Raw genomic sequence first — 17,853 nt, forward strand, 5'->3', positions numbered from 1 at the left:
GCTCAGCTACGTGACGCCCTGACCCCGGGTCAGTCCCGGTCGGCGAGGAGCCTCCGCACCCGCGGGATGACCTCGGAGCCGTACAGCTCGATGCTGCGCACCATCGCCTCGTGCGAGAGCGTGCCGGTGGCGTACTTGAGGTCGAATCGGCCGAGGTCGAGCGTCGTCACCGTGTCCGCGATCTTGGCCGCCACACGATCGGGCGAACCGACGTAGAGTGCGCCCGCCGGGCCGACGTCGTTCTGGAACCGCGCACGGCTGTACGGGGGCCACCCGCGCTCTCGGCCGATGGTGTTGTTCATCGCCTCGAACCCGGAGTACGCGGCCTCCCACGCCTCCTCGTCCGTGTCGGCGATGTGTCCGGGCGAGTGCACCGCGATCGGATGCGACGGCGTGCCGAACGATGCCACCGACCGGTGGTAGAGGTCGACGAACTGACGGAAGCGTCCAGCCGGACCGCCGATGATGGCGAGCATCAGACCGAGGCCGTGACGCGCGACGCGGACGACCGACTCGGGGCTCCCGCCGACGCCGACCCAGGTCCGCAGACCCTGCTCGGTCTTGGGGAACACGTCCGCGCGGTCCAGGGAGGCGCGCATGCTGCCGGACCAGGTGACCGGCTCCTCCTTCAGGAGCTCGACGAAGAGCGCGAGCTTCTGCTCGAACAGCGCGTCGTAGTCGCGGAGGTCGTAGCCGAACAGCGGGAACGACTCGATGAACGAGCCGCGTCCCAGCACGACCTCGGCACGTCCGTTCGACAGGGCGTCGAGCGTGGAGAACCGCTCGAACACGCGGACGGGGTCGTCGGAGGAGAGCACGGTGACCGCGGTGCCGAGACGGATGCGCTCGGTACGACCCGCGATCGTCGCGAGGACCATCTCGGGAGCGGACACGGCGAACTCCTTGCGGTGATGCTCCCCCACTCCGAAGAAGTCGACGCCGACTCTGTCGGCCATCTCCGCCTGATCGACGACATTGCGGATCGTCTGCGCCGCCGAGAGCAGCTCACCGTCACCGCCTCGCGTGATGTCGCCGAAGGTGTCCAGCCCGAACTCGATGTCCATGTCCGCCTCTTTCTATTCGAGTGAATGAACACCGGTCGGGCCGGACGAATTCCCTCAGCGGGCCAGGAGGGCCGTTCGCAGGGTGTCGAGGCCGACGCCGCCCATGTCGAGCGCGCGCTTGTGGAACTCCTTGATGTCGAAGTCCGCGCCTCGCTCCGCCTGATAGGCGTCCCTCACCTGCTCCCAGATGCGCTGGCCGACCTTGTACGACGGAGCCTGTCCGGGCCAGCCGAGGTAGCGATTGACCTCGAACTGGACGAACTGATCGGACATGTTCACGTTCTTGCGCATGAACGCCAGTGCGTAGTCCGCATCCCACACGCCCTCGCCGTCGAGACGCGGCTTTCCGAGGTGGACGCCGATGTCGAGGACGACGCGAGCCGCGCGCATCCGCTGACCGTCGAGCATGCCGAGCCGGTCGGCCGGATCATCGAGGTAGCCGAGCTGCTGCATCAGGCGTTCGGCGTAGAGCGCCCATCCCTCGGCGTGTCCCGAGGTGCCCGCGAGCAGACGGCGCCAGGAGTTCAGCTCGGCGCGGTTGTAGACGGCCTGCGCGATCTGCAGGTGATGCCCGGGCACGCCCTCGTGGTAGACCGTCGTGAGTTCCCGCCAGGTGTCGAACTCGGTGACCCCCTCGGGGACCGACCACCACATGCGTCCGGGACGCGAGAAGTCGTCCGTAGGACCCGTGTAGTAGATCCCGCCTTCCTGCGTCGGGGCGATCATGCACTCGAGCGTGCGGATGGCCTCGGGGATGTCGAAGTGCGTCGCGCCGAGTTCGGCGACCGCACGGTCGCTCGTCTCCTGCATCCACTGCTGCAGCGCGTCGGTGCCGACGAGCTTGCGGGCGGGATCCGCCTCGAGATGGGCGACGGCCTCCTCGACCGAGGATCCCGGAAGGATCTCGTGCGCGATGGAGGTCTGCTCGGCGACCATGCGCTCGAGCTCCTCGCGTCCCCACTCGTACGTCTCGTCGAGGTCGATCGTCGCCCCGAGGAAGCGGCGCGAGTTCAGCGCATACAGCTCGCGGCCGACCGCGTCGACCTCGCCGGCCGCCGGAGCGAGCTCCTCCGCGAGGAAGCGGCGGAGCTCGTCGTACGCCACGCGAGCGGCAGCCGAGTTGTCGGCGAGCGTCCGAGCGAGCGATGCCGGCAGGTTGCCGTCCTCCGGGCCGGCATCGGCGACGAAGGCGGCGAAGAACCCGTCGTCCGCTGTGTAGCGGTCGATCTGGGTCGCCACCTCGACCACCTGGCGTCGCGCCGGGGTGACGCCGGCCGCGATGCCCGCCCGCAGCGTCTCGGTGTACCCGCGCAGCGCATCCGGCACGGCGGCCAGGCGCGTGGCGATCACCGACCAGTCGTCGGCGGATGCCGTGGGCATGAGGTCGAAGGCGGAGCGCACGTCCTGCGCGGCCGAGGCGATGACGTTCAGGTCGCGCAGATGCCACTGCGCCTCATGCAGTTCGAGGTCGAGGCTGAGCTCGGCGGAGAGGTCGGCCTTCGTCACCTCGTCGATCGCGTCGACCGGCTCGAGGGCGGAGAGCGCGGCGAGGGTCGACCGGGTCGCGGCTGCGATCTCGTCGTGCCCCGCCGGGCTCAGGTCACCGAACCGGTCATTGACCTCGTCACGACCGATGTACGTGCCGAGGGTGGGTGCGAGCACCGCGATGGTGTCGACCCATTCATCGGCGACCTTGTCGATGGCGGAGGGGGTACGCGGAGATGAGGTCATCCCTCCAGCGTAGCCCGCCCCATCGACGCAGCACATGGACCGATGGGGAGGATGCGGTCAGTGCGCGGCCTCGTTCCAGTCGTGGCCGCGCCCGACCTGCACGTCGAGCGGCACCGAGAGATCGGCGGCATCGCCCATGCGCGACCGCACGATGCGCTCGGCCGCGTCCCACTCCCCCGGAGCGACCTCGACCACGAGCTCATCATGGATCTGAAGCAGCACGCGGGATGCGAGACCCTCCGTGCGCAGGTCGTCGTGGATGTGCAGCAGAGCGATCTTCATGATGTCGGCGGCACTGCCCTGGATGGGGGCGTTGAGCGCGGCGCGCTCCGCGTTCTCCCGGAGCACGCGGTTGGGGCTCGCGAGGTCGGGGAAGGGCCGCCGGCGGCCGAAGATCGTCTCGGTGTAGCCGACTTCCTTGGCCTTCATCACCGATGCCCGCAGGTAGTCTCGCACCGCGCCGAAGCGGGCGAAGTACTCGACCATGAGCTGCTTGGCCTCCGACTGCTCGATGCGCAGCTGCTTCGAGAGGCCGAACGCCGACAGCCCGTAGACAAGGCCGTAGGACATGGCCTTGACCTTGGTGCGCATGGCCGCGGTGACCTCGCTGGGGCCCACGCCGAAGACCCGCGCGCCGACGAACCGATGCAGGTCCTCTCCGCTGTTGAACGCCTCGATGAGCCCCTCGTCACCGGAGAGGTGGGCCATGATCCGCATCTCGATCTGCGAGTAGTCCGCGGTGAGCAACGACTCGTAGCCCTCCCCGACCTGGAACGCGCTGCGGATGCGCCGCGACTCCTCCGTGCGCACCGGGATGTTCTGGAGGTTCGGGTCGGTGCTCGACAGGCGTCCCGTCTGGCTTCCCGTCTGCACGTAGGTCGTGCGCACACGGTGGTCGGCGCCGATCGCCGTGTCGAGCGACTCGATGATCTGACGCAGCTTCGTCGCCTCTCGGTGCTGCAGCAGCAGACCGAGGAACGGATGCGGGTGCGACTCCTGGAGGTCGGCCAGCACCGCGGCATCCGTGGAGTAGCCGGTCTTCGTCTTGCGTGTCTTCGGCAGCTGAAGGTCGTCGAAGAGGACCTCCTGCAGCTGCTTCGGCGAACCGAGGTTGAACTCGCGTCCGACGATTCCGAACGCGTCCTGAGCGAGCGCGTCGGCCCGCGTCGCGAGCTCACCGGAGAACGTCGAGAGGATCTCATGAGAGACGGCGACCCCCGCGACCTCCATGTCGGCGAGGGTGAGCAGCGTGGGCAGCTCGATGTCGGTGAGCACGGCGGCCACGGACTCGGGGATGTCGTCGCGCAGCGCCCCGGCCACACGGAGCGCGAACCACGCCTCCTGCGACGGCGTGGCACCCTCGGTCTCGGGGACCAGCTGGGAGGGGTCGGCCTCGGGGAGCTTCTCGCCGAGGTAGCGCTCGACGAGGTCTCCGAGCGTCTTGTCGGGAAAGCTCGGTCGCAGCAGCCAGCCGGCCAGGCTGGTGTCGTAGGCGAGGCCGCCGAAGCGGATGCCGAGCCGCAGCAGTGCCTTCACCTGCGGCTTCGCGTCGTGCAGGACCTTCGGGCTGTCGGATTCGAGCCAGTCGCGCAGTGTCGACGCGGCCTCGTCGTTCCAGTCGAGCTCGCGCAGCTCAGAATCGGTCGCCGCGCCCAGACGTGTCGGCACCCCGCCCTGGGTCAGCACGCGGAGTGCGACGTCTGCCTGCTGGCCCATAGCCCAGGCCACGAATTCGGCCGGTGTCGCCTGCACGGGCACCGGCATCTCGACGACGGCAGCGGGATCGTCGGCGACCTCCCCCGCGCCGACGGCTTCGAAGACACGCGGAAGAAGGGTGCGGAACTCCAGACGCGCGAAGATGTCGCGCACGGCCTGGGCGTCGATCGGGGTGACGACGAGATCGTCGGGCGCGACCGGCAGCTCGACGTCGCGCAGCAGGCGGTTCAGCTTGCGGTTGCGTCGCACGTCTTCGATGTGATCGCGGAGGTTGCCGCCCACCACGCCCTTGATCTCGTCTGCCCGGTCGAGCAGCTCGTCGAGGGTACCGAACTGGGTGAGCCACTTGACCGCGGTCTTCTCCCCCACCTTCGGGACGCCCGGCAGGTTGTCGCTGGTCTCACCGACGAGCGCGGCGATGTCGGGATACTGCTCGGGACGGACGCCGTACCGCTCCTGCACCGTCGTGGGGTCGTAGCGCTTGAGCTGCGAGACACCCTGGACGTTCGGGTACAGGAGCGTGATGTCGTCGGTGACGAGCTGGATCGTGTCACGGTCGCCGGAGACGACGAGGACGTCGTAGCCCTGCTCGGCGCCCTGAGTCGAGAGCGTCGCGAGGATGTCGTCGGCCTCGATGCCCTCCTTCGTCAGAACCGGGATCGACATCGCGGCGAGGCAGTCCTGCAGGAGAGGGATCTGCCCGCGGAATTCCTGCGGCGTCTCAGATCGGGTCGCCTTGTACTCGGGATACTCGTCGGTGCGGAACGAGTGGCGGGAGGTGTCGAAGGCGATCGCCATGTGCGTCGGCTGCTCGGCCTTGATGAGATTGACCAGCATCGACAGGAAGCCGTAGATGGCGTTCGTGTGCTGGTTGTCCTTCGTGGTGAAGTTCTCCACCGGGAGGGCGAAGAAGGCGCGATAGGCGAGCGAGTGGCCGTCGACGACCATGAGGGTAGGCTTTGCGGAGTCCGTCACCCTGTCAGCCTAACGAGGACCACTGACACCCGCTGAGGAGAGCCATGAGCGAGACCACGACCGATCCCGGACTCGACTGGGCGACCGCCCGTGGGATGGGCGCTCTCGCCGAGAAGATGGGGCTGAAGTTCGTCGAATTCAGCGTCGAGCGCAGCGTCGCGACCATGCCCGTCGAGGGCAACACCCAGCCCGTCGGCCTCATGCACGGAGGCGCCTACGTCGTCCTCGGCGAATCGCTCGGTTCCATGTCGGCCAACCTTCACGCGGGGCCCGGACGGCTCGCGGTCGGCGTCGACATCAACGCCACGCACACGCGGTCGGCCACTTCCGGGGTCGTGACCGGCGTGTGCACGCCGGTGCACCTCGGACGCAGCATCACGGTGCACGAGATCGTGGTCACCGACGATCAGGGCCGCCGATGCTCGACGATCCGGATCACCAACATGATCAAGGACGCTCCCGCGGCGAGCTGAGCGGCTCCTCCAGCAGCAGCTGGAAGAGCAGATGGTCCTGCCACTCCCCTGCGATGTGCAGGTAGCGCGGCGCAGTCCCGATGCGTTCGAACCCCGCGCTCGTCAGCACGCGCTGCGAGGCCGTGTTGTGCATCAGCGTCGCGGCCTGCAGACGATGGAGTCCGATCTCCCGGCGCGCGTAGGCGGCGACCTGGGCGACGCCCCGTGACGCGAGACCGCGGCGGAGTCGGGTGCGGTCGACCCAGTACCCGAGGTCGGCGCTCCGGAACGCGCCGCGGACGATGTTGTTGAGATTCATCCGCCCGCGGATGCGACCGTCCGAGGACTCGATCACGAAGCGCGCGCCGCGCCCGTCAGCGGCATCCGCCAGACAGTGGGACACGTGCCGTTCCTGCCACGCGTCGGTGAAGAAGTCCTCGTCACGCAGCGGTTCCCAGGGAGCCAGGTGCTCACGGTTCTCGAGGTACGCGCGCGCAAGTTCCGCGCCGTCGCCGGCACGCACGAGTCGAAGTGTGTGATCCGCGTCGAGCGGCAGCACGGACTACTTCTTCGGTGCCAGCTGCTCGATGATCGCCTTCGCGACGTCCTGCATCGTGAGGCGACGGTCCATCGACGCCTTCTGGATCCAGCGGAAGGCCTCGGGCTCGGAAAGGCCCATCTTCTCGTTCAGCAGCCCCTTGGCGCGGTCGACGAGCTTGCGTGTCTCGAAGCGCTCGACCATGTCGGCGACCTCGGCCTCGAGCGTGATGATCTGCTCGTGACGCGCCAGCGCGATCTCGATCGCCGGAAGCAGGTCGTTCGGGGTGAACGGCTTCACGACGTAGGCGAGGGCGCCTGCTTCGCTGGCCCGCTCGACGAGCTCCTTCTGGCTGAAGGCGGTCAGGAGCACGACCGGCGCGATGTTGCCCTTGTGGAGCTTCTCGGCGGCGCTGATGCCGTCGAGCTGCGGCATCTTGACGTCCATGATGACGAGGTCGGGACGCAGCTCGGTCGCCAGCGCGACGGCGGTCTCGCCGTCGCCGGCCTCGCCGACGACATCGAAGCCGTTGTCGCGGAGGATCTCGACGATGTCGAGACGGATCAGCGATTCGTCTTCGGCGACGACGACGCGTCGGGGTGCGGATGCCGTGGGCTGCTCAGCCTGTTCTTGCTCGGTCACACCACCATCCTAGTGGAGAGCGGCTCGGAGGACTCTGAGGTGCTCCGCGCGTGGCCCTCGTCCGGTCCTGCTCTGCGATACAGTCGAAGGCGCGACACACGAGCCGGCGTGGCGGAATGGCAGACGCGGAGCACTCAAAATGCTTTGTCCGAAAGGGCGTGTGGGTTCGAGTCCCACCGCCGGCACCAGTGATCGAGACGTCGTCAACCCCCGCGCCACTCCGATGAGAGTGCGCCTAGGCTCGCCCGCATGACAGACATCTCGATCGGCGACCGCGTCAGTTGGAACACCTCCCAGGGCCGGACCCGGGGCAAGGTGGTCGAACGCAAGACCCGGGACTTCACCTTCGCGGGACGGCACTTCACGGCATCCGATGAGGAGCCGTCGTACATCGTCGAGTCGGAGAAGTCCGGCGACCAGGCCGCGCATCGAGGGGCGGCGCTGCGCAGACTGAAGTCCTGACGCGTCATTCCTCCGCCACCGCGACGACCTCGGCGATCACGCGGGGATCCGCGAGGACCCGGAAGTGCCCCCCGGTGTCGAGGCGCACGTTCTTCCTCGCCCCGTCGAGCTCGCTGCTCTCAGGGATGTGCGGATCGAACTGGCCGAAGATCGAGACGATCCGCTCGTTCACGGCGACGTTGCGAGCCAGCTCGAGGATGCCTGGGTCGGAGGGCGAGAACGATCGGATCGACGGGATGAGGAACAGTCGGGCGTAGCGGGATCCGCCGAACGGCGTCGCGACGGCGACCATCGCCCTGACCCGCGCTCCGGCAGCCCCGCTCATCACCAGCTTGCCGGCGAGTCCGCCCTTGCTGTGCGCTACCAGCACCACGTCGTCGAGATCCTCCGATTCGAGGAACGCCGCGACGACCGCTGCCGCCTCCGGGACCGGCCTTCTGTTGTGCCGTAGCTTGTCGACGACGAAGACGGGGTGGCCCCGTGCGTGCAGCGTCGTGATGAGAGGCTGCATGAAGCGCCAGGTCTCGTAGACGCCCGGGATGATCACCACCGGCACCCCGTCACCGGTGCGGAACGCCTGTGCGTCGGTCCGGTCCAGTGTCGCCCTCGTCTGCCAGTACGCCGCGTACGCGTAATCGGCGAGCCACCAGCCCGCCGCTCTCACGATGTCGATGCCGGACTCCTCCGTTCGTCGCGCGGCGACACCGCACCTGCGCTGATCGTGGCCACATGACCCTCGATCGCGGCGGCCACCGCCTCCGGTGCCGAGTACTGCACGTTGTGCTGTTGACCTGGCAGCTCCACGAGAGCGCCGTCCACGAGGGACCGCAGACGTCGGCACCAGGCCGGTCCGGCGACCGGATCGTCCCCGCCGCGGATGATGAGCACCGGCGCGGAGAGGCGCACGATCCCATCCTCGGTGGGGTACGCCACCATGTGGCGCGCCTGACGCAGATACCACCGGATGCCGCATCGCACGTAGTCCGTGAAGACGACGGCGTTCGCAGCGGGCGACTCGCCGAGCGTGTCGACCGCGAGGGCGCGACTCTGGGCGACGAGCGTGCGATGACGCTCGTCGACGACCGGCCCGATGAGAACGACGCCCGCGACGCGGTCGGGCGCCGACCTCGCCGCCTCGATCGCCCACTGCACCCCCATGGAGTGTCCGACGAGGATGCAGCGGCTGACGCCGAGCAGCCCGAGCAGCTCTCCCAGTAGCCGCCCCATCGTCGGGACGTCGAGGTCGTCGACGGGCTTCGGCAACCCGCCGAAACCCGGCAGATCCACCGAGATCAGCCGTGCGCTCTGGGGCAGAGCCTCGTGGAGCGGACGCAGGTATCGATGGGACATGCCGACGCCGTGAACGAGCAGATAGGTCACGGCGTCCGACGGTCCGGTCACGCCGCTCTCGTGCAGACGGACGGCGTGACCGCCGACGACGATCCGCCTGCGCAGTGTGCTCATGCGCGCCACCCTATCGTCGGCTCCGCGATCGGGAGGACCGGGTTGACAGCACCCTCTCGCCGCCCCAGTTGACCATCATGAACCGCACGTCCGCGGGCACGCAGAAGGGGCGGGACCGAAGTCCCGCCCCTTCTGACGCACCGTCCGATCAGACGGTCGCTTCCTTGTAGATGGGCGCTGCGCCGTTCACAGCGTCGCCGACCTTGTGGACGCGGATGTCGTTGGTCGACCCGACGATTCCGGGAGGGGAACCGGAGATCACGACGACCTTGTCGCCCTCGGCGGCCAGGCCGCTCTTGAGCAGGTAGTCGTCGACCTGGAGGTACATGAGGTCGGTGTGCTGCACCATGTCGACGAGCGTCGAACGGATGCCCCAGGTCAGCGCCATGCGCCGACGGATGTCGGGCTCCGGGGTGAACGCGAGCATCGGGATACGCGAACGCAGACGCGACAGACGGCGGGCGGAGTCGCCCGACTGGGTGAACACGCACAGGAACTTGGCATCGACGAACTCGGCGACCTCGAGGGCGGCGAGAGTGATCGCACCGCCCTGGGTACGGGGCTTCGTGGTCAGCGGCGCGATGCGCTCCAGCCCGTGCTCCTCGGTCGACTCGATGATCCGCGCCATGGTCTCGACCACGACGACCGGGTAGTCGCCGACGCTGGTCTCGCCCGAGAGCATGACCGCGTCCGCGCCGTCCAGCACGGCGTTCGCGACGTCGGAGGTCTCGGCGCGCGTCGGGACCGGGCTGTTGATCATCGACTCGAGCATCTGCGTCGCGACGATGACCGGCTTCGCGTTGCGGCGGGCGAGCTCGACCGCGCGCTTCTGGACGATCGGTACGGCCTCGAGCGGAAGCTCCACACCCAGATCGCCACGTGCGACCATGATGCCGTCGAACGCGTCGACGATACCCTCGAGCGCGTCGACGGCCTGAGGCTTCTCGACCTTGGCGATGACGGGGACGCGCACGCCCTCCTCGGCCATGATCTCGTGAACCCGGGTGACGTCCTCGGCGTTGCGCACGAAGGAGAGAGCGATGAGGTCGGCGCCGGTGCGGAGGCCCCAGCGGAGGTCGTCCTCGTCCTTCTCACTCAGAGCGGGTACGTTGACCGCGACGCCGGGCAGGTTGATGCCCTTGTTGTTCGACACCGCTCCGGCGACGATCACGCGCGTCGTGACGGTGACACCGTCGGTCTCGACGACCTCGACGCGGACCTTGCCGTCGTCGATGAGCAGGAAGTCGCCGGGCTTGACGTCCTGCGGCAGACCCTTGAAGGTCGTTCCGCAGATGTCCTTGTTGCCGATGATGTCCTCGGTCGTGATCTTGAAGATGTCGCCTTCGGCGAGCTCGTAGGGACCGGCCTCGAACTTGCCGAGACGGATCTTCGGGCCCTGCAGGTCGACCAGGATGGCGACGGCGCGGCCTGCGTCGTCGGCGGCGCGGCGGACGTTCGCGTAGTTGTTCTCGTGCACGGAGTAGTCGCCGTGGCTGAGGTTCAGGCGAGCGACATCCACACCCGCGTCGATCAGTGCACGCACGGTCTCATAGGTGGAAGTTGCAGGGCCCAGGGTGGCGACGATTTTCGCGCGTCTCAACAGATTCTCCAGGGTAGAGGGGGATAGAAATCAGGGCGACGATGCCGGGCTCAGCCTACGCGGGCTGAAGGCCGATCGCGACATCGTGGGGACGCACCGGCTCGGGCAGCACGGTCTCCCCCATGAGGAAGCGATCGACGTTCGCCGCGGCCGCACGGCCCTCGGCGATCGCCCAGACGATGAGCGACTGACCACGGCCGGCGTCGCCCGCGACGAACACGCCGGGGATCGTGGACTCGTAGGACGAGTCGCGCTGGAAGGCCCCGCGGTCGGTCACCTGCGGACGCGTGTCCTCGGTGAATCCGTCCTGCTCGGGACCCGTGAAGCCCATCGCGATGAGCACCAGGTCTGCGGGGATCTCCCGCTCGGTGCCGCTCTTCGGGACGCGTCGGCCGTCGATGTACTCGGTCTCGGCCACGCGCAGCGCGCGGACCTCGCCGACCTCGTTCGAGAGGAACTCGACCGTGGACGCGAGGAACACCCGCTCGCCGCCCTCTTCGTGCGCGGACTGCACCTCGAAGACGGTCGGCATCATCGGCCAGGGCTGGTGACCGGGACGGTCCGTTCCCGGCTGCTTGCCGATGGCGAGGTTCGTCACGCTGAGCGCGCCCTGACGGTGGGCCGTCCCGATGCAGTCGGCTCCGGTGTCGCCGCCGCCGATGACGATGACGTGCTTGCCCTCGGCGGTGATCTGGTCGGTGACCTTGTCGCCGGCGACGGCGTGGTTGGACTCGACGAGGTACTCCATCGCGAAGTGCACCCCGTCGAGATCCCGACCGGGGATCGCGAGTTCGCGGGGCACCGTGGATCCGGTCGCGATCACGACGGCGTCGTACCGCGCGCGGAGGTCCGCCCAGGAGATGTCCTTGCCGATCGTGACGCCCGCCCGGAACCGCGTGCCCTCCTCCTGCATCTGACGGAGGCGCGACTCGAGCTGCCCCTTCTCCATCTTGAAGTCGGGGATGCCGTAGCGCAGCAGCCCGCCGATGCGGTCATCGCGCTCGAAGACCGCGACGGTGTGTCCCGCACGGGTGAGCTGCTGCGCGGCCGCGAGGCCTGCAGGGCCGGAGCCCACGACGGCGACGGTCTTGCCGGTGAGGCGCGCGGGAGGCTGCGGTTCGACCCAGCCCTTCGCGAACGCCTCGTCGATGATCGACACCTCGATCTGCTTGATCGTGACCGGGGGCTGGTTGATGCCCAGGACGCAGGCGCTCTCGCACGGGGCGGGGCACAGACGTCCCGTGAACTCCGGGAAGTTGTTCGTGGCGTGCAGGCGGTCGATCGCAGCGCGGCCCTCGCCGCGCCACGTGAGGTCATTCCACTCGGGGATCAGGTTGCCCAGCGGGCATCCGGAGTGGCAGAACGGCACGCCGCAGTCCATGCAACGGCCTGCCTGACGGCGGAGCACGGCCTGGTCACCGGGCTCGTACACCTCCTTCCAGTCCATGATGCGGACCGGCACGGGGCGTCGCTTGGGAAGCTCACGCTCTGTGACCTTCAGAAAACCTTTGGGATCAGCCACCGGTCACCTCCAGGATGCGGTTCCAGACGATGTCGCCGTCAGGGTCTATCCCCTCGGCGACTGCTTCCTCGCGCATGTTGCGCACTGCGGCATAGTCCCGCGGAAGCACCTTCGTGAACTGACCGGCGATGTCATCGAATCCGGCCAGGATGTCGGCGCCGAGCGGTGAGCCCGTGCGCTCCACGTGCTCCGCGATCAGGCTGCGCAGCACTTCGAGGTCGGCGCGGTCGAGCGGCTCGAGCATGAGCTCGCCGCTGCCCAGGGACTGCGCGTTGACCTTGCCGGTCTCGAGGTTGCGGATGTACGCCACTCCCCCGGACATACCCGCGCCGAGGTTGCGACCGGTCGAGCCGAGGATCACCGCGACGCCTCCGGTCATGTACTCGAGCGCGTGGTCGCCCACACCCTCGACCACCGCGGTCGCACCGGAGTTGCGCACCAGGAACCGCTCGCCGACCACGCCCGACAGGAACATCGTCCCGGCGGTCGCGCCGTATCCGATCACGTTGCCCGCGATGACGTTCTCCTGCGGAGCGATCCGCGCTCCGCGCGCCGGCCTGATCGAGATGTCGCCGCCGGAGAGCCCCTTGCCCACGTAGTCGTTCGCGTCGCCCTCGAGGCGCAGCACGATCCCCGAAGGGAGGAAGGCACCGAGCGACTGCCCGGCCGTGCCGTGCAGCGTGACGTCGATGGTTCCCCGAGGAAGCCCCGCCGCTCCGTGTCGTGAGGTGACCTGGTGCCCGAGCATGGTGCCGACGGCGCGCTCGGTGTTCGCGATGGGCAGCTCGACGACCACGGGCTCCCCGTTGAGGAGCGCGCCCTTGGCGATGTCGATGAGCTGGACGTCGAAGTGCTTCTCGAGCTCGTGATCCTGCGTCCGGCGGCTGCGGCGCGGCTCCCCTGCGGGGAACGCCGGCCCGTCGAGCACGGGGCTCAGGTCGAGTCCCTCCGCCTTCCAGTGCTCCACGGCGGCGTCGACCTCGATGAGCTCGGCACGACCGACGATCTCGTCGATCGAGCGGAATCCGAGCTCGGCGAGGAGTTCGCGCACCTCCTCGGCGATGAACTCCATGAAGTTGACGACGAACTCCGGCTTGCCGGTGAAGCGCTCCCGCAGTGCGGGGTTCTGCGTGGCGACCCCCACGGGGCAGGTGTCGAGGTGGCAGACGCGCATCATGATGCAGCCGCTCACGACCAACGGCGCCGTGGCGAAGCCGAACTCCTCGGCTCCGAGCAGGGCGCCGATGACGACGTCTCGACCGGTCTTGAGCTGGCCGTCGACCTGCACCACCACGCGGTCGCGCATGCCGTTGAGCATGAGCGTCTGCTGGGTCTCGGCGAGGCCCAGCTCCCACGGGGTGCCCGCATGCTTGAGCGAGTTGAGAGGGCTCGCACCGGTGCCGCCGTCGTGTCCCGAGACGAGGATGACGTCGCTGAGAGCCTTGGCAACACCCGCCGAGACCGCGCCGATGCCCGACTGGCTGACGAGCTTCGTGTGGATGCGAGCGTCGGGATTCGCACGCTTCAGGTCGAAGATGAGCTGTTTGAGATCCTCGATCGAGTAGATGTCGTGGTGCGGGGGCGGAGAGATGAGACCCACGCCCGGCGTCCCTCCGCGTGTCCGCGCGACCCACGGGTACACCTTCTGGGGCGGCAGCTGACCGCCCTCGCCCGGCTTGGCGCCCTGAGCGAGCTTGATCTGGATGTCGTCCGCCTCGGTGAGGTAGAGGCTCGTGACGCCGAATCGACCGGACGCGACCTGCTTGATGGAGCTGCGGCGCTCGGGATCCACGAGACGGTCCGCGTCCTCGCCACCCTCACCGGTGTTCGACTTCCCGCCGATCCGGTTCATGGCGATCGCGAGGGTCTCGTGCGCTTCGCGGGAGATGGAGCCGTAGCTCATCGCCCCCGTCGAGAAGCGCTTGACGATCGACGAGACCGGCTCAACCTCATCGAGCGGCACCGGTTTGCGCGTCCCCGTGCGGAGCTTGAACAGTCCGCGCAGCGTCTTCAGCTCCGATGCCTGATCGTCCACGAGCTTCGTGTACTCGCGGAAGAGGTCGTAACGACGCTCCCGAGTGGAGTGCTGGAGCTTGAACACGGTCTCGGGGCTGAAGAGGTGCGGGGAGCCGTCGCGGCGCCACTGGTACTCGCCGCCGGACCACAGGCGCTCGTGCGCACGGGCCGCGGCGTCCTCGGGGTAGGCGTAGTCGTGACGCGCCTGGTTCTCGCGGAAGATCTCCTCGATCCCGATGCCGCCGAGCTTCGACTCGGTGCGGGTGAAGTACTTGTCGATGAACTCGTCGCTGAGGCCGACGGCCTCGAAGACCTGGGCTCCCGCATACGACGACACGGTCGAGATGCCCATCTTGGACATGATCTTCAGCACGCCCTTGCCGAGCGCGTAGATCAGGTTCTTGACGGCCTTCTCAGGGCTGATCCCCGTGATGTAGCCGGTGCGGACGAGGTGCTCGACGGTCTCCATCGCGAGGTACGGGTTGATCGCCGACGCGCCGTAGCCGATCAGCGTCGCGACGTGGTGCACCTCGCGGACGTCGCCTGCCTCGACGATCAGGCCCACCTTCATGCGGTTCTCACGCCGGATGAGGTGGTGGTGGATCGCCGACACCATGAGAAGCGACGGGATCGGGGTCAGGTCCTTGTTGGAGTCGCGGTCCGACAGGATGATGAACTCCGCGCCCTGGGCGATGGCCTCGTCGACCTCGTCGCACATCTCGCTGAGGCGCTGCTCGAGCGTGTTGGAGCCGGCGTCGAAGTGGTAGAGGCCCTTGATGGTCACGCTCGAGCGATCGGGCAGGGCCTTGTCGATGTGGCGGATCTTCGCAAGCTCGTCGTTGTCGATGACCGGGAAGTCGAGCGACACCGTGCGCGTGTGGTCGGGGCCCCACGACAGCAGGTTGCTCTCGGGACCGAGACCGAGCTTCAGGCTGGTGACGACCTCTTCGCGGATCGAGTCGAGCGGCGGGTTGGTGACCTGCGCGAACTGCTGCGTGAAGTAGTCGAAGAGCAGGCGGGGGCGCTTGCTGAGGACGGCGATCGGCGTGTCCGAGCCCATGGCGCCGAGGGGCTCCATGCCGTTCTGACCCATCGGGGTCAGCAGGATGCGGACTTCCTCCTCGGTGTAGCCGAAGGTGCGCTGACGACGAGTGATCGATGCGGGCGGATGCACGATGTGCTCGCGCTCGGGAAGATCCGCGAGACGCACCGACCCGGCATCCAGCCATTCCTGCCACGGGTGCAGGGTCGCGAGGTCGTGCTTGATCTCCTCGTCCTCGATGATGCGTCGCTGCGCCGTGTCGACGAGGAACATCTTGCCCGGCATCAGGCGTCCGCGACGCTTGATGCGCTCGGGCTCGAACGTGAGGACGCCCGTCTCTGATCCGATGACGATGAGTCCGTCGGTCGTCTCGGTCCAGCGCCCGGGGCGCAGGCCGTTGCGGTCGAGCGTGGCACCGACCAGCGTGCCGTCGGTGAAGATCAGCGCAGCCGGGCCGTCCCACGGCTCCATCTGGTTCGAGTGGTACTCGTAGAACGAACGCAGCTCCGGCGAGATGTCCGACTGCTTCTCGTACGCCTCGGGCACCATCATCATGATGGCGTGGGGCAGGCTGCGGCCGGTGAGGGTCAGGAGCTCGAGCACCTCGTCGAAGGATGCCGAGTCGCTCGCGCCGTCGGTGCAGATCGGCAGCAGCGGTGCGACGTCACCGAGCAGCTCGGACTCGAGCTGCGACTGGCGCGCGCGCATCCAGTTGCGATTGCCGCCCACGGTGTTGATCTCGCCGTTGTGGGCGAGCATCCGCAGCGGCTGCGCCAGCGGCCACGACGGGAACGTGTTGGTCGAGTAGCGCGAGTGCACGACCGCGAGCTCGGACATGAACCGCTCGTCCTGCAGATCGGGGTAGAACGGCTCGAGCTGCAGCGTCGTGACCATGCCCTTGTAACCGAGGGTCCTGGCGGACAGCGACACGAAGTAGGCGCCGAGTTCATGACCCGCGCGCTTGCGCAGCCGATAGGCGACGCGGTCGAGCGCGATCCCGGTGAGCGGGGCGTCGGCGTGCGTCGCTCCCCCGGCGCTCACGAAGAGCTGCTCGAAGGCCGGGCGCGCCTCGTCTGCGAGCTTGCCGAGGTGCTCGTTGACGGTGGGGACCTCGCGCCATCCGAGGACGCGGAGTCCCTCGGCGCGGGCGATCTTCTCGATGCCGGCCTTCTGCTGCCGGCGCTGGCTCGAGTCGCGTGGGAGGAACGCCAACCCGGCGGCGTACTCGCCGACCGGCGGGAGCTCGAACTCGACCACGGCCCGCAGGAACGCATCCGGCATCTGCGTCAGGATGCCCGCACCGTCTCCGGTGCCGGCATCCGAGCCGATCGCACCGCGGTGCTCGAGGTTGCGCAGCGCTTCGAGCGCCAGCGCGATGATGTCGTGGCCTGCTTCGCCACGCAGGGTCGCGACCATGGCGAGGCCGCAGGCGTCCTTCTCGAACGCCGGGTTGTACATGCCCTGCTTCGGCGGGTAGGCGCCGGAGGCGCCGTAGGGAGGCTGAAAATACACCAGTACCGTCCTCAGATCTTCGGATGACCCGGGGGCGTCATTGGCCGGGTGGATGCGATGGGGTCCGCACGGACCGATCGGCTATCGGGAGCCTTCGGTGTCCGTGGGAGCGGTGCTTGTGGCGCTGGCTCCTGCGGCGACTTCATCGGACGGAGGCTCACTCAGGTCCACGAAGTCGGAGGGATTGTTCTGCGATTCTACATCAGCGTCCAGATCCTTCCGTCCGCGCCCGGGCTGGTACGGCGAAGGCTCGAGTCCGGGGTGGCGACGCGACTGCACGACGAGGATGACGAGGCCCACGACGATGCCGATGATCGCGGCCCAGACGTTGCTGCGCAGGCCCAGGATGATCTCACTCGGATCGATGCGGATCGACTCCCAGACGACGCGGCCGGCGCTGTACCAGATGAGGTAGATCGCGAACAGGCGACCCCACTGCAGGGCGGTCGCCTTGCGGCTCAGCCACAGCAGGACGATGACGCCGAGACCGTTCCAGATGACCTCGTAGAGGAACGTCGGGTGGAACAGCGTGCCCTCGGGAAGGCCCGGGGGGAAGGCGAGGTTGTCGGACGGGATCTCAAGGCCCCAGGGCAGATCCGTCGGGAGCCCATAGAGCTCCTTGTTGAACCAATTGCCGAAGCGGCCCATGGCCTGGGCGAGCAGGAGTCCAGGCGCGAGGGCGTCGGCGAAGGTCCAGAAGCGGATGCCGGTCCAGCGGCAGCCGAGGTACGCGCCCACCGCGCCGCCGATGAGGGCGCCGAAGATGGCGATGCCGCCCTCCCAGATCGCCCACACGGATCCGGGCTCGAAGGGGTTCCAGGTGTTCTTGCCCTCGCCGAAGTAGAAGCCCGGGTGGGTGAGCACGTGGAAGATGCGCGCACCGATGATCGCGAGCGGCACCGCGAGGATGGAGATGTCGATCACGACCCACGGCTCGGCCCCACGCCGCGTCAGACGGTGGTTCGTCAGCAGGACCGCGGCGATGATGCCGGCGATGATGCACAGCGCGTAGAAGTGGATGCGCAGCGGACCGAGATCGATGTACGAGACCGGCGGGCTGGGGATGCTGGCGAGCACGCCGCTGAAGGTGCTGTGGAGCGCGAGGGACATGAGTGCG

General features: G+C 68.2%; 13 protein-coding genes and 1 tRNA gene. 3 read left to right on the plus strand and 11 right to left on the minus strand.

From position 1 onward, the window contains the following. Positions 1-29: 29 nt before the first annotated feature. Genes BN2660_RS13940 through polA form a run of 3 tightly spaced genes read right to left on the minus strand, consistent with a single transcriptional unit; the run spans position 30 to position 5,486 of the window. A complete protein-coding gene (locus BN2660_RS13940) occupies positions 30-1,064 on the minus strand; it encodes an LLM class flavin-dependent oxidoreductase (RefSeq protein ID WP_091233240.1) in 1,035 nt (344 codons plus the stop codon). A gap of 54 nt (positions 1,065-1,118) precedes the next feature. Beyond that, positions 1,119-2,795, minus strand: coding sequence for a DUF885 domain-containing protein (locus BN2660_RS13945; protein ID WP_091233243.1), 1,677 nt, complete (start codon positions 2,793-2,795; stop codon positions 1,119-1,121). A gap of 57 nt (positions 2,796-2,852) precedes the next feature. After that, entirely contained in the window at positions 2,853-5,486 is a 2,634-nt protein-coding gene (polA, locus tag BN2660_RS13950) for a DNA polymerase I (protein ID WP_176697200.1), read from the minus strand. 44 nt (positions 5,487-5,530) lie between these two features. Here polA and BN2660_RS13955 point away from each other — a divergent pair, with 44 nt between their 5' ends. Further along, positions 5,531-5,959 (plus strand): hotdog fold thioesterase, encoded by a 429-nt coding sequence (locus BN2660_RS13955; RefSeq protein WP_091233249.1) that lies wholly within the window; start codon positions 5,531-5,533, stop codon positions 5,957-5,959. On the opposite strand, the gene BN2660_RS13960 is transcribed toward BN2660_RS13955, so the two are convergent. Both BN2660_RS13960 and BN2660_RS13965 read right to left on the minus strand, forming a co-directional pair. Continuing rightward, positions 5,934-6,497, minus strand: a complete 564-nt coding sequence (locus BN2660_RS13960; RefSeq protein ID WP_091233252.1) for a GNAT family N-acetyltransferase — start codon at positions 6,495-6,497, stop codon at positions 5,934-5,936. The two genes, BN2660_RS13955 and BN2660_RS13960, sit on opposite strands and share 26 nt — an antisense overlap. Before the next feature lie 3 nt (positions 6,498-6,500). Beyond that, entirely contained in the window at positions 6,501-7,118 is a 618-nt protein-coding gene (locus tag BN2660_RS13965; protein WP_025103469.1) for an ANTAR domain-containing response regulator, read from the minus strand. A 102-nt stretch (positions 7,119-7,220) separates the two neighbouring features. Here BN2660_RS13965 and BN2660_RS13970 point away from each other — a divergent pair. Continuing rightward, positions 7,221-7,306, plus strand: a tRNA-Leu gene (locus BN2660_RS13970). A gap of 61 nt (positions 7,307-7,367) precedes the next feature. Further along, a complete protein-coding gene (locus BN2660_RS13975; RefSeq protein ID WP_091233255.1) occupies positions 7,368-7,580 on the plus strand; it encodes a hypervirulence associated TUDOR domain-containing protein in 213 nt (70 codons plus the stop codon). A 4-nt stretch (positions 7,581-7,584) separates the two neighbouring features. Here the strand turns inward: BN2660_RS13975 and BN2660_RS13980 are convergent, their stop codons facing one another. From BN2660_RS13980 to lgt, 6 genes are all read right to left on the minus strand, one after another. After that, positions 7,585-8,247, minus strand: a complete 663-nt coding sequence (locus tag BN2660_RS13980) for an esterase/lipase family protein (protein ID WP_176697218.1) — start codon at positions 8,245-8,247, stop codon at positions 7,585-7,587. Beyond that, positions 8,241-9,044, minus strand: a complete 804-nt coding sequence (locus BN2660_RS13985) for an alpha/beta fold hydrolase (protein ID WP_091233727.1) — start codon at positions 9,042-9,044, stop codon at positions 8,241-8,243. Before BN2660_RS13985 ends, BN2660_RS13980 begins: the two co-directional genes overlap by 7 nt. A gap of 148 nt (positions 9,045-9,192) precedes the next feature. Next, positions 9,193-10,644: a pyruvate kinase gene (gene pyk / locus BN2660_RS13990; RefSeq protein WP_091233258.1), complete on the minus strand. Its 1,452-nt coding sequence runs from the start codon at positions 10,642-10,644 to the stop codon at positions 9,193-9,195. 55 nt (positions 10,645-10,699) lie between these two features. After that, positions 10,700-12,166 (minus strand): glutamate synthase subunit beta, encoded by a 1,467-nt coding sequence (locus BN2660_RS13995; protein ID WP_091233261.1) that lies wholly within the window; start codon positions 12,164-12,166, stop codon positions 10,700-10,702. Continuing rightward, positions 12,159-16,682, minus strand: a complete 4,524-nt coding sequence (gene gltB, locus BN2660_RS14000; RefSeq protein WP_091233264.1) for a glutamate synthase large subunit — start codon at positions 16,680-16,682, stop codon at positions 12,159-12,161. Before gltB ends, BN2660_RS13995 begins: the two co-directional genes overlap by 8 nt. 135 nt (positions 16,683-16,817) lie before the next feature. Continuing rightward, positions 16,818-17,846, minus strand: coding sequence for a prolipoprotein diacylglyceryl transferase (gene lgt / locus BN2660_RS14005; RefSeq protein WP_091233268.1), 1,029 nt, complete (start codon positions 17,844-17,846; stop codon positions 16,818-16,820). Positions 17,847-17,853: the final 7 nt, after the last annotated feature.

This window comes from Microbacterium sp. 3J1 (assembly GCF_001049495.1).
Taxonomy (GTDB): Bacteria; Actinomycetota; Actinomycetes; order Actinomycetales; family Microbacteriaceae; genus Microbacterium.

Coding starts and splice junctions, on each gene's coding strand:
- BN2660_RS13940 (WP_091233240.1), bottom strand. CDS start 1,064: ATGGACATCGAGTTCGGGCTGGACACCTTCGGCGACATCACGCGAGGC.
- BN2660_RS13945 (WP_091233243.1), bottom strand. CDS start 2,795: ATGACCTCATCTCCGCGTACCCCCTCCGCCATCGACAAGGTCGCCGAT.
- BN2660_RS13955 (WP_091233249.1), top strand. CDS start 5,531: ATGAGCGAGACCACGACCGATCCCGGACTCGACTGGGCGACCGCCCGT.
- BN2660_RS13975 (WP_091233255.1), top strand. CDS start 7,368: ATGACAGACATCTCGATCGGCGACCGCGTCAGTTGGAACACCTCCCAG.
- BN2660_RS13985 (WP_091233727.1), bottom strand. CDS start 9,044: ATGAGCACACTGCGCAGGCGGATCGTCGTCGGCGGTCACGCCGTCCGT.
- gltB (WP_091233264.1), bottom strand. CDS start 16,682: ATGTACAACCCGGCGTTCGAGAAGGACGCCTGCGGCCTCGCCATGGTC.
- lgt (WP_091233268.1), bottom strand. CDS start 17,846: ATGTCCCTCGCGCTCCACAGCACCTTCAGCGGCGTGCTCGCCAGCATC.